Origin of the sequence: Amycolatopsis sp. A1MSW2902, assembly GCF_017312175.1 — a bacterium.
GTDB classification, from domain to species: domain Bacteria; phylum Actinomycetota; class Actinomycetes; order Mycobacteriales; family Pseudonocardiaceae; genus Amycolatopsis; species Amycolatopsis nivea.
On sequence record NZ_QJPO01000001.1, the window covers coordinates 2,929,143 to 2,954,212 of the forward strand.

Here is a 25,070-nt window from a genome sequence, read left to right on the forward strand (position 1 = left end):
CGTGCCCCGGCTGATCGAGCCGCCGCGCACTTGACGTCCTGAATCTGTTTGACGAGGAGATCCATTGAGCCGCGAAACTTCCGCCCCGGAACTGGAAAGCGTGCTGGCCGCCGCGGCCGCTGCCGCCCGGCCGTTCGCCGAGAGCACCCCGGCCGATCGGGCCCGGTGGCTGGCCGCCGCCGCGGATGCGCTCGACGCTGCCGCCGAAGAGCTGATTCCGCTGGCGCACCAGGAGACCCGCTTGCCGGCCGCGCCGCGGTTGAAGGGTGAGCTCGCGCGCACCACGTTCCAGCTGCGGCTGTTCGGCGAGGTGCTGCGGGACGGCGAATTCCTGGGCGCGACCGTCGACCACGCCGACCCGGCCTGGCCGATGGGCGCCCGGCCGGACCTGCGCCGGGTGCTCGTGCCGATCGGCCCGGTGCTGGTGTTCGCCGCGAGCAACTTCCCGTTCGCGTTCAGCGTCGCGGGCGGCGACACCGCTTCGGCGCTGGCCGCGGGGTGTCCGGTGGTGCTCAAAGCGCACCCGGGCCACGAAGAACTCTCGACGCGGACCGGTGAGATCGTCGCGCAGGCGTTGACCGCCGCCGGTGCGCCGGAGGGTGCCTTCGCGGTGATCCACGGCGTCGAACAGGGCGTCACGGCGCTCAAGGACCCGCGGATTTCCGCCGCCGCGTTCACCGGTTCCGTGCCGGGCGGGCGCGCGCTGTTCGACATCGCGGTCTCGCGGCCGACGCCGATTCCGTTCTACGGCGAGCTGGGCAGCGTCAACCCGGTCGTCGTCACGCCGGGTGCGGTCGCCGCGCGCGGCGAAGCGGTGGCGAAGGGCTACGCCGGGTCGTTCAGCCTCGGCGCGGGACAGTTCTGCACCAAGCCTGGCCTGCTCTTCCTGCCCGAGGGCCACGGATTGGACGACTCTCTCCGCGAGGCGGTCAGCGCGGTGGCTCAGCAGGAAATGCTGAACGACCGCATCGCGGCCGGGTTCGCGCAGAAGCTGGCGGACCTGCGTGCGGTGTCCGGCGTCGAATCGGTTGTGGAAGGCGCGCAGGACGGCGACGCGTTCACCCCGTCGCTCCTGGCCACCACGGCGAAGGAGTTCCTGGCGGGCGGCGAGGCGGTCCGCGAGGAGCACTTCGGCCCGGCGTCGCTGATCGTCACCTACTCCGACCAAGCCGAACTGATCGATGTGCTGGACAGCCTCGAACCCGGCCTCACCGCGACGGTCCAGGGCGAGGACGGCGACGCCGATTTCGTGCGTCCGCTGCTGCCGTCCCTGACCCGCCTGGCCGGACGGCTGCTGTGGAACGACTGGCCGACCGGCGTCACGGTCAGCTGGGCCCAGCAGCACGGCGGCCCGTACCCGGCGACGACCGCGCCGACCACGACGTCGGTCGGCACCGCCGCGATCGAACGCTTCCTGCGCCCGGTGGCCTGGCAGAGCTTCCCGGACGCGCTGCTGCCGGAAGCCCTTCAGGAAGCGAACCCGTGGCAGCTGCCGCGCCGTGTCGACGGAGCGCGCTGAGCAGACCCCCTCGTGCGCGGCGACCCCGGTTCCAGCCGGGATCGCCACGCACAACCAACCCCACTGGGAGGCACCGTCATGCCCGTGAACCGCAGAACCGCACTGCGTGGCGGTGCCATCGCCGCCGCGTCGGCCGCGCTCGTCGCCACTGCGCGCCCGGCCTTCGCCGCACCTGCCGCGGATCCGCTGAAGAAGATCGTGGCCGGCTACCGCGAGCTGCAGACGGGCATCAACCGCCCGTCACCGGAACGCACGGCCGCGCTCAAGAACCTCGGCCGGGTCGCGAAGTCTTACTACGACAGCATGTCGGTGTCCGGGAACGGTCCACTGTGGACCGACCTGCCGCTCGGTCCCGGCAGCGACTACACGACGTCGATGTACGCCCGGCTGCGCGCGATCGCCGTCGACTGGGGGACGCCGGGCAGCACGCTGTCCGGCGATCCGAAGGTGCTCGACGGGATCAAGAAGGCGCTGGAACTGATCTACGCCAGCCAGTACAACCCGCAGGTCGGCGAGATCGGCAACTGGTACACCTACGAGATCGGCGTCCCGTACTACCTGCTGCACACCCTCGTCACGGTCGCCGACCAGCTGACCGCCGACGAGCTGGCGCGGTATGTCAGCCCGGTCAAGCGGTTCGTCGGGAACCCGAATCTGCGCGCGAACAACCCGAAGATCGTCGAAACCGGCGCGAACCGAGCGGACAAGGCGCTCATCTCCATCGTTTCCGGCGCGCTGATCGGCGACACCGCGTGGATCCGCACCGGCATCGACGCGATCACCGACGTCGCCGGCGGGGGAGCGGCCAGCGTCCTGGCGAAGCTGGACCGCGCGGCGGGCGACGGTTTCCACGCCGACGGCTCGTTCATCCAGCACGACACTATCCCGTACCCCGGCCACTACGGCATCGTCCTGCTGACTGCGCTCGCCGGGACGATCCACGTCACCGAAGGCACCGACTACGCGCTGCCGGACGAGCTGAAGCAGAAGGTGTACGCGCTGGTCGGCGACACGTTCGCGCCGTTCGTGTACGCGGGCGCGCTGATGGAGCCGGTGCGCGGGCGGATGCTGTCGCGGCAGGGCGAAACCGCGCACGACATCGGACATCAGCTGACCGTCGCGACTTTGGTCCTCGCACGGTCGGCGACCGGCCCCGTGCAGTCTGAGCTTTCCGGGCTCGCCGCCAAGTGGATCAAGGAAGGCACGTACGCGCCGTTCCTGGAAATCCCCGATCCCGAACGGTTCGCGCCCGGCCCGGACCTCGTCGCGACGCCGGGCATCGAGTTCGCCCAGGAGATGCTCGCCGGACGCGTGCGGCCCGCACCGATTGTCGCGACGCACCGGATCTTCGGGCAGCAGGACCGGATGGTGCACGTGACCGAGGGCTGGTCCGCGTCGCTCGGCGTCGGCTCCACGCGGATCTCTCGCTACGAGTCGATCAACGGGATGAACCTGCACGGCTGGCACGTCGGCGACGGGGTGCTGTATCTGTTCCTTCCCAACTCGAAAGGCCACTACTCGGACGCCTATTGGCCGACTGTCGATCCGGCACTGCTGCCTGGCACGACGGCGAAGGCCGGGCCGCCGGGGCCGCTGGCAGCGACGCCGTTGACGACGAAAGCGCACGTCGGCGGCGTGCGCTGGGACGCCCGGCACGGCGCGTACGCGATGGATTTCGTCTCCGAAGACGGTTCGCTGACCGCGAAGAAGTCGTGGTTCTTCACTCCGGCGGGCGTCGTCTGCCTCGGCGCGGGGATCACCGACACGTCCGGGCAGGCGGTCCGGACGACGATCGAAAACCGCAACCTCGGCGAGAACGGACGCGGCACGCTGCTGGCCGACGCGCGCGCGGTCGGCGATTCGAGCACGCTGCACCGGCCGCGCTGGCTGCACCTCGACCAGGTCGGCGGGTATGTCCTGCTCGACAACGCCGAGGTCACCGCCCTGCGCGAAGACCGGACCGGCGCGTGGCGCGACGTCGACACCGGTGCCAACACGAAGGGCACCACGACACCGAACACGCGGCGGTACCAGAAGCTGGTGATCGAGCACGGCGCGAAGCCGGTGGACGCGAAGTACGCGTACGCGGTTCTGCCGGGCGCATCGGTGGTGGGGACGGTCGCGTCGGTGCTCGCGTGGCGCGTGCGGGCCAATACGCCCGCTGTCCAGGCTTTGCGGCTGTGGGATAACACACTGCTCGCAAACTTCTACAGTGCGGGTACGGTAGACGAAGTATCCGTTTCAGGACCGGCTTCGGTAGCGCTCGGCCGGAACAGCATCGCTGTTTCCGACCCGACGCAGCTGCAGGACAGCGTCCGCGTGACGGTGCGGCGGCGCACGGTGGAAGTTCCGCTCAAGGACACCTTCGGCGCCACCAAGGTGGTTTCCCTGCGGTGAACCCGGTTTTCCCCGCCGGGCCGGTGGTTCCCGGCCTGGCCCGGCGGGGCCCCACTTGATCCGGCCCCGGCCGTAGAGTGGGCGGAGTCGCTTCTCGCGGGGAGGAATCGTGGCGCATTTCGATGTCCTGGTGGTCGGAGCCGGGCTTTCCGGCATCGGCGCGGCCTGCCGGCTGCAGCAGCAAGCCCCGGACCGGACGTACGCCATCCTCGAAGCGCGCGACACGATCGGCGGAACCTGGGACCTCTTCCGGTACCCGGGCGTGCGCTCCGACTCGGACATGTTCACGCTCGGCTACCCGTTCCGCCCGTGGCGCAAGGAACAGGCGATCGCGTCCGGCGCCGAGATCCTCGAGTACATCCGCGAGACCGCCGCTGAGCACGAGGTCTCCCGGCACATCCGGTTCGGGCACCGGGTGGTCCGCGCGTCCTGGTCGTCCGCCTCGGGCCCGCTGGACGGTAGCGGCCTCGCACGACGGCGAGGTCGTCACGCACACCTGCTCTTTCCTGTATTTGTGCAGCGGCTACTACAGCTACGAGAACGGCCACGTCGTCGACTTCCCCGGCCGCGACTCGTTCCGCGGCGAGATCGTGCACCCCCAGTTCTGGCCGGAGGGGTCGGACTTCACGGGCAAACGAGTGGTCGTCATCGGCAGCGGCGCCACCGCGGTGACCTTGGTGCCGGAACTGGCTTCCACAGCGGAGTCAGTGACGATGCTGCAACGCTCACCGAGCTACGTCCTGTCCCGCCCGTGGACGGACTCGCTCGCCCGCCGCCTGCGCCGATTCCTGCCCGCGCGGCTCGCGTACCACGCGGTGCGCACGAAGAACGTCCTGGTGACAACGTTGCTGTACCAGTTCTCGCGCCGCCAGCCCGACCGCGCCGCGGCTTTCTTGCGCGACGCGGCCGCGAAGCAGCTGCCCGCCTCGATCCCGGTCGACCCCCATTTCTCGCCCCGATACCGGCCCTGGGACCAACGACTCTGCCTGACGCCCGGAGCGGATTTCTTCCGCGCACTCCGCAGCGGCCGAGCGGACATCGTCACCGACCGGATCAACCGCTTCACCCCCGACGGCATCACGCTGGAATCCGGCGCACATCTGCCCGCGGACGTGGTCGTCACCGCGACCGGCCTGCGCGTGATCGCGTTCGGCGGAATCGAGCTGACTGTCGACGGCGAGGTCATCGAACCGTCGGAACAGCTGGTGTACAAGGGAATGATGCTCGGCGGGGTGCCGAACCTGGCCTGGTGTATCGGTTATGTGAACGCCTCCTGGACGCTGCGCTCGGACCTCGTCTCGCGGTACGTGTGCCGGTTGCTGAACCACCTGTCGCGCAACGGTTTCGACACCTGTGTGCCCCGCCCGCCCTCGATCCCGTCCACGAGGCGGCGGCCGATCATGAACCTGACGTCGGGCTACCTCACCCGCGCCGCCTCAGTCCTGCCCCGCCAAGGCGACCGCCGCCCGTGGCTGATGCGGCAGAACTACCTGCTGGACGCAGCGGATCTGCGCCTGAGCCGCATGGACGACGGGGTGCTGCGTTTCGAGCGGGTGGGGGCGCAGCGCGTGACCTCCTGACCTGGTGGGCTATGCTCGGTCTTTGGTGATTGCTCGGCTGAGAAGAGCCGGTTTCGGGCCTTGACCGTCCACTGTGGACGGTCTGTGGTGGGCTGGACCGCTTGCCGGACGGTCCCGTCGTAGGAGGCCTCCACCGGCCGCGCGCTGACCTCCGGCGGCGAGTTCTGTCAGGCGGCCAGTGTCGGGGAGCCGGTCTCGCCGCCACCGGCCCGGTGTCGTGCAGCTCTGCTGGCGGGGCGAACCGGGCGGGCAGTTTGCTGGGCGACCGGCTTTGGAAAGTTGGTCTCTTTGCCGCCGGGCAGGTGTCATGCAGTTCCGCTGGGGATGAGCCCGGCGGCGAGTCCTGTCAGGCGGCCGGTGGGTGTTCTCCTTGCCGCTGGGTCGATGTCCTGCAGTTCGGCTGGCAGGGCGAACCCGGCGGCGGGCATGTCCTCGGGCCGTTCCTCGGCAGTATCGCTGCGACCGTCCGCTCGCCGTTGAACTCGGTCCTGCCGGCCTCTTTCCCCTCTGGCCTGTTCCGCTTCCCTGTTGCCTGGTCGGGGTCGTCGCGGCTCAGCCGAGATCCCCCGGCCCGCGCTGCTGAGCCGTCGTGCCGACCTGGCGGCGAACCGCCGCCTGGCCCGCCGTCCTGGCCATCAGCAACTCCAGTCTTTGTCCAGGTCGAGGTTCTCCCGCCGCTGGGTGAAGGAGAACCAGTTCCCGGAATCGTCGCGGAAAATGGCCTCGGTGCCGTAAGGCCGCTCCTGCGGTTCCTGCACGAACTCCACCCCGCGCGCCCTCAACGCCTGGTAATCGGCGTGAATATCGTCGGTCGCGAAGACCCCGGCTCCCAACACCCCCTTGGCGACGAGCTTCTTCAGCGCCTCAGCGGACTCCGGATCGAGTGCGGGCGCGCCCGGAACCATCAGCGTGATCTCGAGATCCGGCTGGTCCTTGGCCCCGACGGTCAGCCAGCGCATCCCGCCGTCGCCCATCGTGAGGTCTGTGCGGACTTCCAGGCCCAGCTTTTCCGTGTAGAACTCCTTGGCGCGGTCATGGTCGAGGACCCAGACATTGGCGATGGACAGGCCCTTGATCACAGCTCACTCCTTGTATCCGGCGGACGTCGTTCGCCCGCTCTCTGTGCTCGACCGTAGCGTCCGCCGGGGCCGGGAGGCTTCTCGAAAATTGCGGTCCTCGGCGGTGCGGCCGGGGCGGGCGCGGAAGCGCCTTTTTGTCAGACCTGCCTGGAATGCTCCGGGCATGGACATGACGCTTCAGCTGACGATCGACTGCTCCGGCCCGCAGAAAATGGTGGCCTTCTGGGCCGAGGCACTGGGATACGTGCTGGAACCTCCGCCCGCCGGGCACGCCACGTGGCGCGCTCACTGGGCGGCGTGGGGTGCTCGACGCCGAACTTCCGCCCGGCGCAGGGGATGTCCCGGAGTCGATCGTCGATCCCTCGGGACGGGGCCGCAAGTGTGGTTCCAGGAGGTTCCGGAGCCGAAAGCGGCCAAGAACCGGTGGCATTTCGACTTGAAGGTCGGTGGCGGCCGGGACGTCCCGCTGGATGGTCGCGCACAACGGGTCAAGGCCACGGCGGACCGGCTGGTCGAGGCTGGCGCCGCTGTTCTGCGGATCAAGGACGAGCCGGATCACGGGCTCTACGCTGCCGCTATGCGGGATCCGGAGGGCAACGAATTCGACATCGTCTGAGCGGAGAGCGGCTGGGCTGGTCATTGCCGATCGTTCACGGGCCGGGACCAGTTCCGTCGCCTTCTCGCCCTGTCCGGCGCGCAGCTAGGCAGCGAGGGAGACTTGCTTCCTTGGCCAGCAACAGCCTCGAGCTGTCCGGGAGATCTCGGCACGCTGAGGCTGCCTTCACTCAGGATCCGGCTCGGTTGCCTGGCCCAGTCCCTTGAACCCGCCGTGCCACAGCATCGCGTAACATCCGGGAACCAGGGCCGAGTCCTGGTCGACGTGGCGGGCCCGGTATTCGCTCGGGGTCAGTCCGGTGTGTCTCTTGAAGCTCGCCGAAAAGGATCCGAGGCTGCTGAATCCGACCAGGGCGCAGATCTCGGTGACCGACAAATCGGCGGTTCGCATCAGATCCTCGGCCCGCTCGATCCGGCGGCGGCTGAGGTACTGCCCAGGCGTCTGCCCGTACACGGCTCGGAAAAGACGCACGAAGTGGTAACGCGAGTAGCCGGCGTGCGCCGCGATCGCGTCCAGGTCGAGGGGGTCGGCCCAGTCCCGGTCCATGGCGTCCTTGGCCAGACGCAGCTGCCGCAACTGCGAAAGCTGCGCCTCGGGCGCCGAGCCGGGGGTGGTTCCCATTTTCCGATGGTGACATACCCGTCGGGGCAGTGGCTTCGGGCTGGTTGAGACCCGGGACTTGTGCTGGGTGCGGGTCGCCCTCCCTCGGTTCCCCTGAGCCAGCTAGTGCCCTGGGTTTTCGTAGCGTCCACGCGCTCACGCCGCCGAGTGAGCCAGCCAGTGGTCGGCCAGGTTGCGGTCGCCGGTGATCGTGATCCGTTCGGCTGACAGCCGCCGGGTGAGCACCAGCAGGAGGTCCAGGACCGAACCTGTCAGTGTCACGTCCGCAGCGCCCGTCGCGCGCGTCCACCGGACGCCGTCGGGAGTGCGGGTGATCAGCCAGCCCGCACCGTCGCCAGGTCGGAGCTGGAGCGTCTGGCCGGTGCCGCGCAGGGCCGAGAAACCCGGTCTCAGCTTCGCCATGACCGGATGGGACAGCATTTCCAGCCACTCGCAGGTAGCGGCCGGATCCGAGCCGGAGGCAGGACCGGCACTCGACCGGTTCGCCGCAGCCCACGCTGCCGCGTCCGGCACCCGCGACACCCCGGAGTTCCGCTGCGCACTGCGACGGCGCACCGCTGGCGATCGGCATCCGCAGGTGCGCCGCTATTGGCGTCTCGCGGGCGAGATCACTGGAGAAGCCGCGCCGGTCGGGGTCGCGCACGCCTGGCTGCTGGACGCGCTGGACCGCTCGGCCGGCTGAGATTTCTCGAGCGGGAAACGTGTCGGCTCGCGCGACGCGTTTCGCTGGGCTGGACGGACCAGCGAGCGGGGGTTCGCTCCCTAGCCCGCGCTCGCCGAACCGTTCCCGGCGGAAGAGGCTAGGCGCGCCGGGTCATTGAGCGGTTGCCGACGCGGCCCAGCGGGTCAGGTCCTCCCTTCGGAGTGCGGCGGCCATAAGATCCGGGAAAAGGTCCGGCGTACACGCGAAAGCGGGCACCCCCAGTTCGCTGAGCGCGGCGGCGTTTTCGTGGTCGTAGAACGGCGCTCCCGAGTCCGACAGTGCCAGCAGCGTGACCACTTGCACTCCGGATCCCACCAGGTCTGCGACTCGGCGCAGCAGGTCGTCTCGTACCCCGCCTTCGTACAGGTCGCTGATCAGCACCAGGAGGGTTTGTTCGGGGCGTTCCACGAGTCCTTGGCAGTACGCCAACGCGCGGTTGATGTCGGTGCCGCCGCCTAGTTGGGTGCCGAAGAGGACGTCGACCGGGTCGTCCAGGTGGTCGGACAGGTCGGCGACCGCGGTGTCGAACGCGACGAATTTCGTGCTCAGGGCGCGCATCGAGGCCAGCGCCGCGCCGAAAACGCCTGAGTACACCACGGATTCTGCCATTGAGCCGGATTGGTCGACCGCGAGGATCACGTCGCGGCGGACGCTTTGTTCTCGGCGGCCGAAGCCGAAAAGCTGTTCGGGAACAATGGTTTTCAGCTGGGGGGAGTAGTGCTTCAGGTTCCGGCGGACGGTGCGGTCCCAGTCGATGTCCGCGCCTCGGGGGCGTTGGGTGCGGGCGGCACGGTCCAGTGCACCGCGGACTGCTGCTCGGGTGCGTTCGGCTAGGCGTTCCTCTAGCTCGGTGACGACTTTGCGTACGACGGTGCGTGCGGTTTCCTTCGTCTCCTCGGGCAGGACGTTGTTGAGGGACAACAGAGTGCCGACCAGGTGCACGTCCGGTTCCACGGCGCTGAGCAGTTCCGGTTCCAGCAGCATTCGGGTGATGCCCAAGCGGTCTACGGCGTCGCGTTGCATGACTTGGACTACGGAGCCGGGGAAGTACTTCCGGATGTCGCCGAGCCAGCGCGCGACTCGTGGTGCGGAGGCTTGCAGGCCGCCGCTGCGGTCGCCGCTGCTGCGGGAGTTTTTGGGGCGCTCGTCGTAGAGGGCGGCCAGCACGTTGTCGACGCCGGTGTCCCCTTCGGACAGTGCGTGGCCGGTGCCGTCGGAATCTCCGCCCAGCACTAGGCGCCAGCGGCGGAGGCGTTCGGGGTCGGTGGTCACGGGGCGGCTCCCAGGAGGGTGGCGAAGACCGGCAGGGCGGCTGCGGCGCGGATCTCGTCCAGGTCTTCGGCGAGCGCCGGCTCGACCCGGCGAGTGCCGGACAGGGTGGCGGCGCGTTCGCCGATGGCGCGTTTTTCCGGACTGGCGAAGGCGCCGAAAGTGCGGCGCAGCAAGGGAAGCACCTCGGTGAAGACCTCGGGCGGGATCGAGCTCAGCCAGGTGTCGACGACGCGCAGCATGCGTTCGTCGTGGACCAGCAGGAGCGCGCCGCCGGAGAAGAAGCCTTCGACGTAGGCCGCGCCGTCGGTCGGGGCGATGCCGGGGGTGAGCATGCGGCTCAGCCGGAGTTCGACCTCTGCGCCGTCCAGCAGGTCGGCGTCGTGCAGCAGGCGCACGATGCGGCCAGCCAGCAGCGGGGGCAGGGCGTCGCGGGTGGAGAGGCGGGCCAGTGCGGTGAACCAGCGGTCGCGGGCGGCGTCGCCGAGCAGGTCGGTGGCTTCGTGGACGTCGTCGATGAGTTCGCAGAACTGTGCGGCGGCTTCCTCGTCGATCCCGTGCACGGCAGGCGGAAGGCCGGCGCAGACCCGGGTGAGGATCCGGTCGGCGACTTCTTGCAATTGCGCGGTGTCGGTGCCACGGACGTCGCCGTAGCGGGTTGCCCGCGCCAGTGGCGGCAGCGCAGTCATGAGGTGCGCGACGTCCGCGTCGGCGGCGGCGCGGGTGTCCAGAGCGGCGAGGGTTTCCGGCAGGGCGTCGCCCAGGTCGGCGAGGAGGCAGCGTTCTACCGCTGCGGTGATGTCGGCGAGCGGCGGAGATTCGGCGACGGTTTCGCGCACGACCGCGGTGGCGGCGGCGGGCACGGTGGTGCCGTGGACCGCGGCTGCGACCAGGTCGACCTCGAAACCTGGTTCCCAGCACAAAGTCCAGGTCTCGCGGAAGGTGCCTTTGTTGCGCACCGAGGACAGTTCCGGTTCGCCCCAGGGGATGCCGAGGATCTGCAGCCGGTGCAGCAGGCGCGAGCGGTCGAGACCGCCGGGGGTGCGCAGGTCCAGATCCAGTTCCCGCGCTTGAGGTTCGCGTTTGAGCCGGAGCCGCCGGGCGGTGGCGATCAGGTCGGCGGCCAGCGGTGCTTGCGGCACGTGGTCCGGCACCTCGCCGAGCAGTTCGCCGACCACGAGCCGTCGCGTGACCAGGTCGGCCTGGACGTCGTCGCCTCCGCACAGGACCGCGCGGGCGGCGGCGTCGACCTCGGCCAGTCCGGCGGACGACCGGCCGCGCAGGGCGGCCAGCGTGTCGGCCAGCCGCACCGCTTCGATCACGTGCGCGGTGGAGACGGGCAGGTCTTCTTCGCGCAGCACTCCGGCGACGGCGGTGAGCCACCGGGCGGTGACGTCGGCCGAGGTGCTGAACAGGTGGTGGTACCAGCCGGGAGAGCGGACGCCCGCCCCGTAGCCGGTGACCGACGCGAGCCTGCCGTGCGTCCACGGCACCCACGTGCACACGACCTTCCGCTTCGGGAGTCCTTTGAGGACAGCCTGGTCCTTGGACGCGGGCGGCAGCGGATCGGCCAGCGCGGGCACGTGCCAGGCCCCGCACACCACGGCGATCCGTTCGTAGCCTTCCTTCCGCGTCTTGCGCAGCACGTTCCGCATGTACGCCTCGCGCCGCTGCTCGTGCGGATCGTCCGGCCGGTCGCCCTCGCGCAGCGCGGTCATCGCGTCGGCGATCACCTCGAACGGCGATTCCTCGCCTCGCCGGGATTCGACGAAGTCGTCCCACCAGCGTTCCGGATCGTCGTATCCGCCCGCCGCGGCGAGCTCCGCGAGCGGGTCGGTGCGCGGTGCGGTCCGTTCCTCGCCGAGCGCGAACTGGTGTGCCGCGGGGAGGTCGCAGAACTTCACCGGGACACCGGCCGCTGCGGCGTACCGCAGGGCCTGCCATTCCGGGCTGAACACCGCGAACGGCCAGAACGCCGCGCGCGACACGTCGTCGGACGCGTATGCCAGCAGCGCCACCGGCGGACGCATGCCGTCGTCCGCGGCGAGATCGACGAGCTGGTCCGCTTCCGGCGGTCCCTCGATCAGCACCACGTCCGGTTCCAGCTCGGAGAGCCGGGCGGCGACCGCCCGCGCCGAACCGGGACCGTGGTGCCGGATCCCGAGGAGGTGAGTGGTCATCCGGCGATCTCCTGGCCTGCCCGGTAGAAGTCGGCCCAGCCTTCCCGCTCGCGCACCACGGTCTCCAGGTACTCGCTCCAGATCGCGCTGTCCGCGACCGGATCCTTCACCACCGCACCGTGGATCCCCGCCGCGACGTCCTGCGCGCGCAGCACGCCGTCGCCGAAGTGGGCGGCCAGCGCGAGACCGCCGGTGAGCACGCTGATCGCCTCGGCGGTCGAGAGCGTGCCCGACGGGGTCTTCACCGCGGTGCGGCCGTCCTCGGTGCGGCCGGCCCGCAACTCGCGGAACACCGTGACCACCCGGCGGATTTCGGCGAGATCGGCGGCTTCGGCGGGCAGCGACAGCGCGGCGCCGAGCTGACCGACCCGCCGCCGGACGATGTCCACCTCGGCTTCGGCGGTGTCCGGCAGCGGCAGCACGACGGTGTTGAACCGCCGCCGCAGCGCGCTCGACAGCTCGTTGACGCCCTTGTCCCGGTTGTTCGCCGTGGCCACCAGCGTGAACCCGGGCCGGGCCTGCACCTCGGAGCCCAGCTCGGGGATCGGCAGCGTCTTCTCGGACAGGATCGTGATGAGCGAGTCCTGCACGTCCGCCGGGATCCGGGTGAGTTCCTCGAGCCGGGCGACCTTGCCGTCGCGCATCGCCCGCAGGATCGGGCTTTCGACCAGCGCCTGGTCGCTCGGCCCTTCGGCGATGAGCCGCGCGTAGTTCCAGCCGTAGCGGATCTGCTCCTCGGCGGTGCCCGCGGTGCCCTGGACGAGCAGCGTGGAGTCCCCGCTGATCGCCGCCGCGAGGTGTTCGGACACCCAGGTCTTCGCCGTGCCCGGCACGCCGAGCAGCAGCAGCGCGCGGTCGGTGGCGAGGGTGGCGACCGCGACCTCGATCAGCCGTCGCGGGCCGACGTACTTCGGGCTGATCTCGGTGCCGTCGTCGAGTTTCCCGCCGAGCAGGTAGGTGACCACCGCCCACGGGGACAGCCGCCACGACGGCGGTTTCGCCCGGTCGTCGGCCGCGGCGAGAGCGGCCAGTTCGCCGGCGTATTCCTGTTCGGCGTGCGGCCGGAGGACGGGGGACGTCATGCGAGCTCCTTGTGCATTTCACGGCGGAAGGACAGGGTTTCGGCGACTGCGCGCCGCCACGGGGCGGCCTCGCCGGGAAGCGGGATCTCAGCCAGCGGGTGGCCGAGGCAGGCGACGGGCACGGCTTTCGCGATCAGCGCGGCCGCGTGCGCGACCAGCCGGTGGTCGCGCTGCCCGGCGACCCAGTCGAGCAGCACCGTGCCGAGCGCGGCGGGCCACGGCTGCGGCAGGTCGAGGATGAGCCGGGTCAAGGCCTCGACCGGCAGGCCGCGGGTCAGCTTCGCGACCGTGGCGGCCTGTTGTTCGGGCGACAGCACGCCGATGAGCGCGGCGGTGCTGCGCCCGCCGGGCTCGGCTTCCACGAGGGCTTGCGCCCATTGCTCGTCGCGCTGCCGAAGCGCGGCGGTGGCCCAGCTTTCGCGCACCACGTTCAGCGGCGGCCCTTCGACGAGCATCCCGGCCAGTTCGCCCGGGGTGCCGTACTCGGCCCAGAACCGCAGGGGAGTGGCGGCGATGATCGCGCGCAGCCGGGCGGTGCCCTGCCCGGGCCCGGCCGGGACGCGGATGCCGTCGCGGATCAGGCTCTCGTCCGGTTCGGGCGGGGTGAATTCGAGGACGTCGGCCCGCAGCGCGCGGCTGCGCACGGTGACGCAGGCGCGCAGCCGTTCGATCATCCGCTCGCCGGAGGCCGAATAGGGGTACCGGCCGATCAGCCGCAGCGCGATCTCCCGGACCCCGGCCGCCCGGTCGCCGAGCGCGGCTTCGACGAACGGCTCGTCCTCCTCGGTGAGGTGCTCGCCGAGCAAGGTCAGGAACGTCGCCCGGACGTCGGCCGGTTCGTTTCCCCAAGCCGCGCCGAGTGTCTCGCGCGCGCGGGCGGGATCGGCGGCGAGCACGCGTTCCAGCCAGGCCTGCCGACGCGCGGCGGTGCCGAACTGCCAGGCGTCGTCGCTGGTGTCGTCGTCGGCGGCGACCAGGAACGCCCAATCCGGATTCCGCTCGCCGAGCCACGCGCCGACCGGCCCGGCGACCGTCGCGAGCGGCGCCCGCAGCGACACCCGGGTCCGTGCCGCGTCGGCCAACGCGGGCAGCCGCTCGGCCGGGACGCGGAATCCCTTGTGCGCCACCGTGGCGAGCCATTCCTCGACCAGCTCCGGCCGGTTCGCGGAGAGCAGGTGCCCGAGCCGCGCCCGCGCCACGTTCGGGATGAACGGGCGGGTGTCCTCCGCCGCGGCGGGTTCGGGCTCGATGCCGGTGAGCGGTCGCTGCCCGGCGCGCCGATAGCCGGTGTACGCCGCCGCTGCGACGAGCGCTTGGTCGGCGGGCTCCCTGCGGTGTCCGGCGATTTCCGTTACCCCGGGCGGTAATCCGGCGGGGTCGAGGATCCGGCGGCGGGTGCCGAGCAAGACGGTGCTGACGAGATCGTTCCAGGCAGTCACAGTCGCACCATCCCGTCGCGATGCCAGCAGCTCAACGGCCGCAGCCCCGCTGTCGTCCACTCCGCGGCCACCGTGACCGGCCGCTCGGCCGCGAGCGCCAGCAGCGGCCACGGATCCACGGACGGAACCAGAGGCAGCGCTGCACCGTCCACATCGGACAGTGCCCATTCCTCCCCGTGCCGCGCCGGACGAAGATCGCTCACCAGCACCGGCCACCGGTCCAGCCAAGGATCAGCCGCGAGCGCGGCGGCGTGTTCGGCCAGCGCGGCAGCGAAGGTCCCGCCCACCGGCCCGCTTTCCGGAGCGACGGGTTCCTCCCGGTGGTCGAACACCGCCCGCAGCGGCACCGCACCCGGGTGGAACACCAGCTCGCCCGCGACGACGTATCCCGGCGGCAGCGAACTGTCCAGCGGACGCCCGGGCGGAGCGAACGACAGCACCAGCGCGTGCCGGCCGCTGCGTTTGCCCCGCAGCCACGTGCGCCTGCTGCGCAGCGACTCCTGCTCCTCGTCGATCGCGCCGGTGACCAGCCATTGGTCCGGCACCCGTTCGCCGGACTCCAGCACTTGCGCGTTGCTCACCGAGAACCCGAGCCGGGTCCGGACGGTGTCGGCGAGCCCGGCGGGCAGCGACTCCAGCCTGCTCGCCGCGTCCGCGAGCACGTACACCAGCGACAACTCGGCCAGCAGCCGGTCCGGCCAGTCCCGGCCGCGGCCGACCAGCGCCGCCGCCCGGCGCAGGCCGTTCGCCAGCCCGGGAGCTTGCGCGTCGACCATGCGCGAGGCGACCGTGTACAGCTCGTCGGCGCCGCCGCGTTCGAACGCCGCGAACCCGGCGGACACCCGGTCGGCAAGCCATCCGCGCAGCTCAGCGGCTCCGGAGGTGACCCGCGCGAGCCGTTCCTGCGCCCGCTTCGCCGCAGCTTCGAGATCCTTCGGCGCGTCCGTCTTCTTCTCGGCCCGCTCCGCGCGCGCGGCCCGTTCGTCCAGCCACGGGTGCACCCATCCGGGCTCCTCCGCGCGGGGGACCTGGCCGTCGGCCCAGAGCAGCAGCAACCCCAGCGCGTGCTTGCACGGGAACTTCCGGCTCGGGCAGGTGCACCGGAACGCGGGCCCGGCCGTTTCCACCGTCGTCTGGTACGGCCGCTTCCCGCTGCCTTGGCACGCGCCCCAGACCGCACGGGCGGACGCGCCCGCGTCCGACCACTTCGCCGGCGCCGCCTGCCCGCGCCCGGCTTTCGCCGACGCGGCGTCCGGCGCGAGTTCGAGCACCCGCTCCGGGCTCCACCGCGCCGCTGCTTCGTCCCCCACGTTTTCCTTGCCGCTCTTCCAGTTCTTCCCCCCCTCGGGGGCTGACTCGAAGAGCATCCCACCCGCCACCGACAATTTCCGCGGGCGGCGGGGGAGAGCAGCGGAAATCAGGAGGATTCGACCGCCCCGCGCCAGCGCACCGTGGGCCGCAGCCGGTCGTCGTTCACCCGGTGCTTGTTCGCGCCGACGATGTCGAACATCGACTCGATCAGCGTGTCCGACAGCAGATGCGGCTCCAGCCCCAGCCCGACCAGCCCGGTGTGCTTGACGTTGTAGTAGTGCTCGGGCTGCTCCACCCGCGGGTTGTCCAGGTTCTCGATCTGCACCGGCCCGGGGAAGCGGTCGGCGACGAGTTCGGCGATCTCCCGCACCGACATGCTCTCGGTCATCTGGTTGAAGACCCGGAACTCGCCGCGCCCGGCCGGATTCTCCACGGCCAGCCGGATGCACTCGACGGTGTCGCGGATGTCGATCAGCCCGCGCGTCTGCCCGCCCTTGCCGTACACCGTGAGCGGCTGCCCCAGCACGGCCTGGATGACGAACCGGTTGAGCACCGTGCCGAACACCGCGTCGTAGTCGAACCGCGTGGCCAGGCGCGGGTCGAGCGCGGTCTGCGGCGTCTGCTGGCCGTACACGACGCCCTGGTTGAGGTCGGTCGCGCGCAGTTCCCAGATCCGGCAGGCGAACTCGATGTTGTGCGAGTCGTGCACCTTCGACAGGTGGTAGAACGAGCCCGGCTTCTTCGGGTACAGCATCCGGTCGCGGCGGCCGTTGTGCTCGACCTCGAGCCAGCCTTCCTCGATGTCGATGTTCGGGGTCCCGTACTCGCCCATCGTGCCCAGCTTGACCAGGTGGATGTCCGGGTCGATCTCGGCGATCGCGTACAGCAGGTTGAGGTTGCCGACCACGTTGTTGTGCTGCGTGTAGACGGCGTGCTCGCGGTCGATCATCGAATACGGCGCGGACCGCTGCTCGGCGAAGTGCACGATCGCCGCCGGACGGAAATCGCGCACGGCGTCGAACAGGAATTCCGCGTCGAGCAGGTCGCCTTCGTAGCTCGCGATGCGCTTCCCGGACACCTCGTGCCACGCGTCGACGCGGGTGCTCAGGTCTTCGATGGGGACGAGGCTCTCGGCGCCGAGCTCGACGTCGTACTGCCGCCGCGCGAAGTTGTCCAGAACAGCCACTTCGTGGCCTTTGTCCGACAAGTGGAGCGCAGTGGGCCAGCCTAGGTAGCCGTCACCGCCGAGAACCAGCACTCGCATCCGGAGCACCCTTTCCTTTCGTTTTCGCGACAGGCACGGCCTTTCGTTGTACACGACGCCCGGATGTCGCGGTGGCAGATCCGAACCTAATCGCCCGCCGCTGATGTTCGGCTGGCAGTCAGCTGTGAATCCGCTGTGGGCCGGGGGGTCGCGCGGCGGAGCCGGCGGCCCGAGGGGAGACTGGGACTATGACGACGGTAACCAACCCGGCGAACCCGCGCACGACGGAAGAATCGCCCGAGCCGCGCCGCCGCGGCCTGGCCAGGTTCGTCCGCGCGGCCGCCAGTTCGGTGGCCGCCACGCTGCTCAGCCAGGCCGCGCTGATCGCGGTGCTCGCCGCGGGCGGGGCCCCGTGGCTGGCCAGCGCGTGCGCGTTCGCGGCCGGGGCGGTGCTGAACTTCTTCCTCACCCGGCGCTGGGTGTGGGGCCGCCGCGGCCGTCCCGAACCCGTCCGCGAGCTGCTGCCCTACGTCCTCGTCATCTCGCTCGGCGGCCTCGCCTCGGTGGGCCTGACGACGCTCGCCGGCCACCTGCTCGCGCCGTTGCACCTGCCGCACTTCTGGTGGGTCGTCCTGCTCGACGCGGCGTACGTGCTCAGCTACGCGCTGGTGTTCGTCGCGAAGTTCACGATGCTCGACCGGTTCGTTTTCGACCGCGGCGCAGCACGTACCCGCGCCACCACGTCCCTGTCATGACCCGCGCGTAGTTCGCGCCGTACACGACGCTGCCGCCCTTCTTGCTCTTGCCCGCCTTGCGCAGTCGCATGCTCATCGGCCGTTCGAGCACGCGCGCGCCTTGCGCGGTCGCGCCCAGCAGCAGTTCCGACGACTGGTACTGCGGTTCGTTGAGCGGGATCGCGCACGCCAGTTCCGCGCGCAGCGAACGGAATCCGAACGACGTGTCGGTGATCCGCCGCCAGGTGAGCACCGACGCGAGCCACGCGAACACCCGCACGCCGATCCAGCGCATCCGGCTGTCGGCCTCTTCGTGGCCCAAACGCCGGGAGCCGGTCACGAAATCGGCAGTGCCGTCCAGCAGCGGTGCGAGCAACTCGGCCATTTCGCTGTTGTCGTACTGACCGTCGCCGTCAGTGGTGACGATGTACTTCGCGCCGTTCTCGGCCGCGAGGTGGTACCCGAGGCGGAGCGCGGCGCCCTGGCCGCGGTTAGTCGGCGCGACGCACACGTACGCGCCATGGTCTTCCGCGATAGCCGCAGTGTTGTCCGTACCGCCATCTACGACCACCAGGACGTCCACTGGCAGCCCGAGACATTCGTCCGGCATCTTCTCCAGCACTTGTCCGATGCCGCCAGCTTCGTTGTACGCGGCGATCACCACTGTCAGTTCGGACAGCTTCGCGCCGGGATGCCGGTCGTGGAAGTCCTTGATCGCGCCTTCGTCGACAGCGTCGGGATAACTGCCGAGACGGCGACGGCTCGCCACAGTGAGCGTCGTGAACCCGAGCGCACCCGCGACTGGCAACAGCACGAGCGCGGGAAGTTGGTAGCGCCAGGAAAACTCGAATACGGCGGACCCGAACAGCAGGAACAACCCGGTGCCCGCAGCGAACAACGCCCCGCTGCGCGCCGGGTGCCGGGGTTTCTTGCGCCGCAGCACGGTCAACAGGCCGAGCAGCGCGAAGAACCCGAGCACCGCGCCGGGCACGAATCCGCCGTTGATCTGGTAGTCGCGCAGGAACGCCGCGATCGGCTCGTTGACCTGGGGGTCCGTGCCGTCGTACTGCTGGGTGACCGCCTTGACCGCGGCGGGATCGGCGAACTCCGGGTAGGTCAGCTGGAACTGCCATCGGTCGATCGGCACGTCGGTGGGCGCGGTGTAGCGGGTGAACTGGAAGCTCTTGCCGAAGTCGCCGAGGATCGACGTCGCGACGTCCCACCACTGCGCTTTCAGCGCGGTCATCGCGAATTCGTGCGCGAGCGCGCCCTTGTCCGCGCCGGGCGGCAGCGGGCCGGGCCACGCCGGGTCGAGGTCGGCGTGCGTGTAGTTGTCGACCAGCCGGTTCTCGACCGGTTCGGTGGGGCAGAACTGCCGCACGACCGGGTCGAGCTGGAGTTTCGCGCAGTCCGCGACCGCGGCGGTGCGGCCGTAGAGCATGCTGCCGGACGGCCCGCTCAGGCCCCAGTTTCCGGTCTCCGCCTTGACTTTCGCCGCGTACGGGACCACCACGACGAGGATCGCGAGCAAGCCGACCCCGGCGTCGCGCCAGCCGCGCCACGAACGCCACGCGCTGCCCGCGGCGAGCACGTAGAGCAGGAACGGCGCGGCGATCGTCACGCCGATCAGCCGCACCAGCACGCCGAACCCGACCACGAGCCCGGCCAGCGCGATCCGCCGCCAGTTCGGTTTTCCCTTGGCCAGCACCAGCCACAGCAGCCCGAACAGCAGTGCCTCGAACAGCACCTCGGCCATGATGTTCTGCTCGATCTGCACCTGGTAGGCGTCGAGCAGCAGGGGCGCGGCGGCCAGCGCGCCCACCCAGTTGCGCGCGCCGAGCCGCCGGGCCAGCGCGTAGATGCCGACCGCGATCGCCAGTCCGGCCAGGTGCTGCACGGCGGCGACGAACGACAGTCCGCCGACCGCGAGCAGCGGTTTCAGCAGCAGGTCGTAGCCGACCGGGTTGATCCCGCCGGCGCGCAGGCCCTGCAGATTGTCCAGGTAGCGGAAGGAATCGATGTACAGCAGCGCGGGCCGGTAGGCGATCCAGGACAGCACCCGCAGCGTGGTTCCCGCGGCGAGGAGCACCAGCAGGAACGCGTGGCGCCGGAGGAATCCGGTCACGGCGCCTCGGCCCGGTCCAGTCCGGAGAAGTACTTCCACGCGGTGGCGAGACCGTCGGCGAGGGTGATTTCCGGGCGGTAGCCGATGGTTTCCGCGCTCGCCGAGACGTCCACGACCACCGCCGGCATCTCCCCGGCGGGCGCGGGCACGTGCTCGATCGGCAACTCGGCCCCGGTCACCGCGCGCACGGTCTCGACCATTTCCAGCACGGACACCGAACGTCCGGCGCCGACGATCGCGCGACCGGTGTAGCCGCTTTCGTAGGCGAGCACGATCGCGCGCACGACGTCGTCTACATGCACGAGGTCCCGACGTTGCTCGCCGGTGCCGTACACCCGCACGCCTTCATTATTCAACGCCGCACGCATCATGCGCGGCACGAAGCTGTCTTTATGCGACATGCCAGGCCCGTACACGTTGGTGAAGCGCAGCGCGCACGTCGTGATGCCGTACGCGCCCGCGTAACCCGACAGCAGCATCTCGCAGGCCGCTTTCGTGGCACCGTATGGCGTAAGCGGCTTCGTGGGCAGGTCGACCGTGATGGTGTTAGTGCCGACATCGCCGATCACTGCGTTCGTGGACGCGAGAATGAAGCGCGGCACCTCGCGTACGCGACACAGCTCGAGAAGTTCTTGTGTCACCGCAACGTTCTCCGCGTACGTGTCGCGCGGCAGCTCTACGGACTTCAGCACGGACGTCAGCGCAGCAAGGTGCACGATCCCGCCGACGCCTGCCTCGACAGCTGCTTCGCGCGTTTCGGCGGCACGCAGATCTCCGACGACGACGCGCACTCCCTCGTCCGTCGTCTCGTAGCGCACGCGGTCCACGACAGTGACCGGATAGCCGCGCTCACGGAACTCGCGCACGACAGCGCGGCCGATGAAACCGCTGCCGCCGGTGACGACGACGGGTGTCCTTTCGGGACTGTGGGGGAGTGTCATGGCGCACAACCTACCTCCGCAGTCTGTGCGTCACTTGTGCGTCCCTCGCCCGCGCGAGCGCGGGACCGCGTGCGGGCACCCCCAGCGACCGCACGCGGATCCCGGTGTTTAGTTTTCTAAACGATGCGCGGGGCGAGTGTAGCCGGAACGGGACGGCTGGTGTCAAGTTTTCGGGACGGTTATGCTGGTCGCTGTTACGGAGACGGAACGGTGATGGGGGCGGCATGGCCGAGCAGGCGGGGGAGCGCAGCTTCGCGGAACGTCTGGCGCACCTGATCGCGACCGTGCATCCGCCGGACCGCAAGCCCTACTCCTACCGCGAGATCGCCCAGGGCGTCGCGGACGTGACCGGCGTCAGCATGTCGGCCACGCACGTCCAGCAGCTCGCCGTGGGCGCGCGGCGCGACCCGAAGCGGTCGCACATCCAGGCGCTCGCGCGGTTCTTCGGCGTGCCGGTCACCTACTTCTTCGACGACGAGGTCGCCGGCCGGGTCGACGAGCAGGTCGCCGACGTGGTCGCCTGGCGCGACACCCAGGCCCGCGACCTGGCGCAGCGCGCGATGCGGCTGTCCGAGCGCGACCGGCGGACCGTTTCCGCCCTGATGGACCAGCTCGGCAGCTACGCCGAGGGGCGCGACCGCACCCGGCGCGGACGCAAGCCGGAGTGAGCCGGGCGGCTATGCTGGCGGCGGCCGGAGCGCCGGGGACCCCCTGGTGCACCAGGCTGGTCCAGCCGCCGATCGCCTCGGGAGGGGACATCGACCCGACCGTGCGAGCGCGCGCCCGCGACCGGGTGCGCGACCTGCTGCGGCACGTGCCCGCCCCGCGGCCGTGGTCGATGAACGCGTGGATCGACCGGCTGGAACGGCACCGCGGCCGCGACATCGACCTGGTCGCGGTCGACTACGCGCCCGGCCAGCCCTCCGGCGCGTGGCAGCGGCACGACGACTTCGACCTCATCGCGTACGCGGCGGGCACGTCGTCGCTGCACCAGGACCACATCATCGCCCACGAAATCGCGCACCTGCTGTGCGAGCACCGCGGCGAATGCGTGCTCACCGACGCCGAAGCGGCGACGCTCGCGCCGGATCTCAGCGCGCACCTGCTGTCGCATCTGCTCACCCGCGTCACCACGAATTCCGACGAGTACGAAGCGGAGCTCATTGCCGTGTTCCTGATGAGCGCCGCCACCGAGAGCGGTGCGCAGCTGCGGCCAGGCGCTTCCGGCCCGGCAGCGGAGCGCGCGCGGCGCTTCGCGTCGCTGCTCGGGTAGTGCGCGGATGATCGACGTTTTGTTCTTCGGCGTCGGCCTGCTCGCCGTCGCGGTCGGGATCTGGCGCGCGGTGCGAGCACGGCGGACCGGTGCTGGCGCGGGCCTCGCGACCAGCCTGATCGCCCTCGGCGTCGCGTTGTGCTTGCTCGCCGACAGTGCGCAGGCGATCGAGAGTCAGCTGTACCCGAGCCTGGGGCGGCTGCTGTCGAACCTCGCGACGATGGTGGCCGCGTACGGCATTGAAGTGACTGTCGCGGAGATCGGTGGCGTGGCAGAGCGTCGGCGGCGCGCGCGGCTCGGGGCGTTGATTGTCGCGCTCGTCGTGCTCACTGCGTCGTTCTTCGCGACGCGCGGGCTTCCGACGGGCGTCGGGCTCTTCGACGAGCTGTACCGGTCGAATCCGACACTGGTCGTGTACATCGTCGTCTACACGCTGTACCTGGGTTTGGCGGTGGCGGACATCGCCGTGGTGTCGGCCGGGGCGGTGCGCGCGGGTACGGGTGCGCTGCGGGCCGGGCTGGGCATCATGTTGCTGGCCTGTGTGTTCGCTTTCGCTTATCTGATCGGCAAGATCGTCGGCCTGATCGGTGATCTGACCACGGAGCATCCAGTCACGAAGCTGTGCCGCGGCGCGTTTTCGACGGTTCCGTGCACGCTCGCGGTCGGCTTCCCAGCGGTATCGGTGCTGCTGGTCGTGGTGGGGCTGACGGTGCCTGCGTGGCCCGCGGTGGGCCGGGCGGTGCGCGACGCGCGGACGCGGGCGGTGCTCCGGCCGCTGCGGGAGCACCTGGCTTCCCGGTACCCGGATGTCGTCCGGCTCGACGACGCGTCGGGGACCGGCCGGGAGCGGCTGCTGACGATGATGAGCGAGATCAACGACGGACTGCTGCTGTCCGGGGTCGGGCCTGAGTTGTCGCCGAGCGCGGCTGTGCGGGTGCTGCGCAGTTCTGAGCCGGTGCTTGACCAGTCCGCGGAGCCGCCGGTGCTGCCCCAGGAGACCGCGTTCGCGGCTGAGGTGGCTCGGCTGCGGGCTATCGCGCAGGAGTTCCGAGCGGAGCCGACAGCCGGAGCTGCCAACCCTGCTCCGTGAGCACGACGAGGTGCAGCGTGTCCGCCCGGGCGGTGAGCGGCAGCGCTGCTCGCGCACGTTCGGCGACCTCGGCGCGCTGGTCGTCGGTGCCGCCAAGGGCGATCGTCAGGTGCGCTGGCGGGTGCGCTCCGAAGCGTCCGCCGTACGGAGGCACGTCGGGCCAGTGATCGCACACGGCGTCGGCGAGGGGCTGGAGCGCCGGGGCGGCCGCTGCGACGAATCCGGGTGCGAGGACGAGGTCGGTGAGCTGCACATCCGTCGCGGGGAAGCTCGCGGCGAGCTGTGCGACGTCGGCGTCGGTCCGTTCGGTGAGCCGTTCGGCGGGCAGGAACGGGTACAGCGCCGTGACGTGCGGCGGAAGACCGGGACGGACGAGTCCGGGGTCGACGGCCGCGGCGGTTTCGAGCAGGACGGCGGCGGACGGGAGCGTGACGACGAGCGCGCTGGTTCCGGGCGTGGGCACGGCCCCGATCCTGCCGGACCGCCCGCTCCGTCGCACCGCAAGGGCTCCGCTCCCGGCGGAAAGGAGAGGCAACCCTTTCTTTTCTGCTTCTTCCGGTGAATTCCGCTTAACCGAACCCTAAGTCTTCCCCAAGTCCGCCGACGGCGATTCCCGGCGGTCCTACACTCGGTGGATGAAGATCGTCCTATGGACCGCATTGTGCGGATTGTGCGCCGTCACCGGCCACGTGCTCCTGGGCGTCGTGGCAGGTTTCCTTCTGCTGGCTTGTGTTCCGCGCCGTCCCGCCCCGGGCCGGCCGGCACCCGAAAGAGAATTGATCAGCTCCCGCGGCTGACTTTCCGGAGAATTCCCCCGGAATTGCCGCCCGGCGGCCGGCGCCGCCTCCTCCCGGCCGCCGGAGTCCCGGAATTGTCGGTGCCGTGCGGTACAACGGTGGCCGGCGAACAGGGAGGGAACATGCATTACGTCGAACACGGTTCCGGCACGCCGGTGCTGGCCGTCCACGGCTGGATGCCGGACCACCGCCTGATGACCGGCTGCCTCGAGCCGGTCTTCGCGCGGCGGCCCGGATTCCGGCGGATCTACCCGGATCTGCCCGGCATGGGCGAGTCGCCCGCCGGGTCCGCGCGCGGGTCGGACGACCTGGTGGCGGGGCTGGCGGACCTGGTGGACGACCTGATCGGGAACGAGCCGTTCCTGCTGGTCGGCGAGTCGTACGGCGGCTATCTGGCGCGCGGCCTCACGCGGGCGCGGCCCGAGCAGGTCGCCGGGCTGGCGCTGGTGTGCCCGGTCGGCCGCCCGGTGCCGGTGCTGGAACGGGACGTGCCGGAGCACGAGGTGCTGCGCGCCGACCCGGACCTGCTGGCGAGCCTCGATCCGGCGGAGGCGGCGGAGTACGGGGAGATGGCAGTGGTCCAGTCCGAGGAGACGCTGGCGCGGTTCCGCGCGGACGTCGAGCCTGGCCTGGCGGCCGCCGACCGGGCCGCGCTGCAGCGGATGCTGGCGGGCTGGAAGCTGTCGGTCGATCCGGAAAGCGGTCCGATGTACCGGAAACCGGCGCTGATCGTGTGCGGTCGGCAGGACGCTTCTACGGGATTCGCGGAGTTGTACGGATTGCTGGAGCACTATCCGCGGGCGAGTTACGCGGTGCTCGACCGGGCGGGGCACAACCTGCAGTTCGAGCAGCCGGTGTTGTTCGAGGCGCTGGTGGAGGAATGGCTGGACCGGGTCGAGGAGGGGAGTGGTGCGGTGAAGTGAGGGTGGGCGGGGTAATTGCTGGCTGAGGGGCTCGGCTGTTCCTGGTGTGGCGGCGGTGCTGCGTCGTGTGGTGCGCGCTGTGGTGTGGTGCTGGGTCGGTGCCGGGCGTGGCGACTTGCTGAGCGCTGGGTGGTGGCGCGCGGTCGGGTGCTGCTTGGCTGTTCCCTGCGCAAGGTCGTGCCGCTGC

General features: G+C 70.5%; 21 protein-coding genes and 1 pseudogene. 10 read left to right on the forward strand and 12 right to left on the reverse strand.

Going from position 1 to position 25,070, the window contains the following annotated elements; all coding sequences use genetic code 11:
* The first annotated feature begins 64 nt into the window (after positions 1-64).
* From DMP23_RS13360 to DMP23_RS13370, 3 genes and pseudogenes are all read left to right on the forward strand, one after another.
* A complete protein-coding gene (locus DMP23_RS13360; protein WP_134731274.1) occupies positions 65-1,519 on the forward strand; it encodes an aldehyde dehydrogenase (NADP(+)) in 1,455 nt (484 codons plus the stop codon).
* Between the two features lie 78 nt (positions 1,520-1,597).
* A complete protein-coding gene (locus DMP23_RS13365; RefSeq protein ID WP_134731276.1) occupies positions 1,598-3,916 on the forward strand; it encodes a polysaccharide lyase 8 family protein in 2,319 nt (772 codons plus the stop codon).
* 106 nt (positions 3,917-4,022) lie between these two features.
* Positions 4,023-5,496 (forward strand): annotated as a pseudogene (locus DMP23_RS13370) (flavin-containing monooxygenase).
* 635 nt (positions 5,497-6,131) lie between these two features.
* Here the strand turns inward: DMP23_RS13370 and DMP23_RS13375 are convergent.
* On the reverse strand, positions 6,132-6,575 hold the full coding sequence (locus DMP23_RS13375) for a VOC family protein (RefSeq protein ID WP_134668122.1): 444 nt from the start codon (positions 6,573-6,575) through the stop codon (positions 6,132-6,134).
* Between the two features lie 163 nt (positions 6,576-6,738).
* On the opposite strand from DMP23_RS13375, the gene DMP23_RS13380 reads away from it, so the two are divergent.
* Positions 6,739-7,191, forward strand: a complete 453-nt coding sequence (locus DMP23_RS13380) for a VOC family protein (protein WP_337821217.1) — start codon at positions 6,739-6,741, stop codon at positions 7,189-7,191.
* Between the two features lie 165 nt (positions 7,192-7,356).
* Here the strand turns inward: DMP23_RS13380 and DMP23_RS13385 are convergent, their stop codons facing one another.
* Together DMP23_RS13385 and DMP23_RS13390 are read right to left on the reverse strand one after the other, a co-directional pair.
* Positions 7,357-7,812, reverse strand: coding sequence for a helix-turn-helix transcriptional regulator (locus DMP23_RS13385; RefSeq protein ID WP_337821218.1), 456 nt, complete (start codon positions 7,810-7,812; stop codon positions 7,357-7,359).
* Positions 7,813-7,947: 135 nt separating this feature from the next.
* On the reverse strand, positions 7,948-8,214 hold the full coding sequence (locus tag DMP23_RS13390; protein ID WP_337821219.1) for a hypothetical protein: 267 nt from the start codon (positions 8,212-8,214) through the stop codon (positions 7,948-7,950).
* Between DMP23_RS13390 and DMP23_RS13395 the strand changes: the two genes are divergently transcribed.
* A complete protein-coding gene (locus tag DMP23_RS13395; RefSeq protein WP_337821220.1) occupies positions 8,213-8,494 on the forward strand; it encodes a hypothetical protein in 282 nt (93 codons plus the stop codon). The genes DMP23_RS13390 and DMP23_RS13395 overlap by 2 nt on opposite strands.
* 132 nt (positions 8,495-8,626) lie before the next feature.
* Here the strand turns inward: DMP23_RS13395 and DMP23_RS13400 are convergent, their stop codons facing one another.
* The 6 genes from DMP23_RS13400 to DMP23_RS13425 all read right to left on the reverse strand — a co-directional run bounded on the left by DMP23_RS13400 (position 8,627) and on the right by DMP23_RS13425 (position 17,060).
* On the reverse strand, positions 8,627-9,787 hold the full coding sequence (locus DMP23_RS13400; RefSeq protein WP_043830097.1) for a VWA domain-containing protein: 1,161 nt from the start codon (positions 9,785-9,787) through the stop codon (positions 8,627-8,629).
* Positions 9,784-11,964, reverse strand: coding sequence for a DUF5682 family protein (locus tag DMP23_RS13405; RefSeq protein ID WP_337821221.1), 2,181 nt, complete (start codon positions 11,962-11,964; stop codon positions 9,784-9,786). Before DMP23_RS13405 ends, DMP23_RS13400 begins: the two co-directional genes overlap by 4 nt.
* On the reverse strand, positions 11,961-13,046 hold the full coding sequence (locus DMP23_RS13410; protein ID WP_037815508.1) for an ATP-binding protein: 1,086 nt from the start codon (positions 13,044-13,046) through the stop codon (positions 11,961-11,963). The genes DMP23_RS13405 and DMP23_RS13410 overlap by 4 nt, the downstream gene beginning before the upstream one ends.
* Positions 13,043-14,485, reverse strand: coding sequence for a DUF5691 domain-containing protein (locus DMP23_RS13415; protein WP_337821222.1), 1,443 nt, complete (start codon positions 14,483-14,485; stop codon positions 13,043-13,045). The genes DMP23_RS13410 and DMP23_RS13415 overlap by 4 nt, the downstream gene beginning before the upstream one ends.
* On the reverse strand, positions 14,482-15,795 hold the full coding sequence (locus tag DMP23_RS13420; protein ID WP_336161955.1) for an SWIM zinc finger family protein: 1,314 nt from the start codon (positions 15,793-15,795) through the stop codon (positions 14,482-14,484). The genes DMP23_RS13415 and DMP23_RS13420 overlap by 4 nt, the downstream gene beginning before the upstream one ends.
* A gap of 107 nt (positions 15,796-15,902) precedes the next feature.
* Positions 15,903-17,060: an NAD-dependent epimerase/dehydratase family protein gene (locus tag DMP23_RS13425; protein ID WP_134668117.1), complete on the reverse strand. Its 1,158-nt coding sequence runs from the start codon at positions 17,058-17,060 to the stop codon at positions 15,903-15,905.
* A gap of 188 nt (positions 17,061-17,248) precedes the next feature.
* Here DMP23_RS13425 and DMP23_RS13430 point away from each other — a divergent pair, with 188 nt between their 5' ends.
* On the forward strand, positions 17,249-17,755 hold the full coding sequence (locus tag DMP23_RS13430; protein WP_043830087.1) for a GtrA family protein: 507 nt from the start codon (positions 17,249-17,251) through the stop codon (positions 17,753-17,755).
* On the opposite strand, the gene DMP23_RS13435 is transcribed toward DMP23_RS13430, so the two are convergent.
* Positions 17,685-19,859 (reverse strand): glycosyltransferase family 2 protein, encoded by a 2,175-nt coding sequence (locus DMP23_RS13435; protein ID WP_337821223.1) that lies wholly within the window; start codon positions 19,857-19,859, stop codon positions 17,685-17,687. The genes DMP23_RS13430 and DMP23_RS13435 overlap by 71 nt on opposite strands.
* Entirely contained in the window at positions 19,856-20,800 is a 945-nt protein-coding gene (locus tag DMP23_RS13440) for an NAD-dependent epimerase/dehydratase family protein (protein WP_037815517.1), read from the reverse strand. The genes DMP23_RS13435 and DMP23_RS13440 overlap by 4 nt, the downstream gene beginning before the upstream one ends.
* Before the next feature lie 224 nt (positions 20,801-21,024).
* Here DMP23_RS13440 and DMP23_RS13445 point away from each other — a divergent pair, with 224 nt between their 5' ends.
* Genes DMP23_RS13445 through DMP23_RS13455 form a run of 3 tightly spaced genes read left to right on the forward strand, consistent with a single transcriptional unit; the run spans position 21,025 to position 23,163 of the window.
* The gene (locus tag DMP23_RS13445; RefSeq protein WP_037815518.1) at positions 21,025-21,468 is read left to right on the forward strand and encodes a hypothetical protein; all 444 of its coding nucleotides are present in this window, start codon (positions 21,025-21,027) and stop codon (positions 21,466-21,468) included.
* Positions 21,465-22,073 carry a hypothetical protein gene (locus tag DMP23_RS13450; protein WP_235146665.1) on the forward strand — a complete coding sequence of 203 codons (609 nt, stop codon included), beginning with the start codon at positions 21,465-21,467 and terminating at the stop codon, positions 22,071-22,073. The genes DMP23_RS13445 and DMP23_RS13450 overlap by 4 nt, the downstream gene beginning before the upstream one ends.
* A gap of 7 nt (positions 22,074-22,080) precedes the next feature.
* The gene (locus DMP23_RS13455; RefSeq protein ID WP_336161958.1) at positions 22,081-23,163 is read left to right on the forward strand and encodes a hypothetical protein; all 1,083 of its coding nucleotides are present in this window, start codon (positions 22,081-22,083) and stop codon (positions 23,161-23,163) included.
* On the opposite strand, the gene DMP23_RS13460 is transcribed toward DMP23_RS13455, so the two are convergent.
* Positions 23,105-23,626 (reverse strand): 2'-5' RNA ligase family protein, encoded by a 522-nt coding sequence (locus tag DMP23_RS13460; RefSeq protein WP_337821224.1) that lies wholly within the window; start codon positions 23,624-23,626, stop codon positions 23,105-23,107. The genes DMP23_RS13455 and DMP23_RS13460 overlap by 59 nt on opposite strands.
* A 456-nt stretch (positions 23,627-24,082) precedes the next feature.
* On the opposite strand from DMP23_RS13460, the gene DMP23_RS13465 reads away from it, so the two are divergent.
* Positions 24,083-24,883 (forward strand): alpha/beta fold hydrolase, encoded by an 801-nt coding sequence (locus tag DMP23_RS13465; protein WP_337821225.1) that lies wholly within the window; start codon positions 24,083-24,085, stop codon positions 24,881-24,883.
* Positions 24,884-25,070 lie beyond the last annotated feature (187 nt).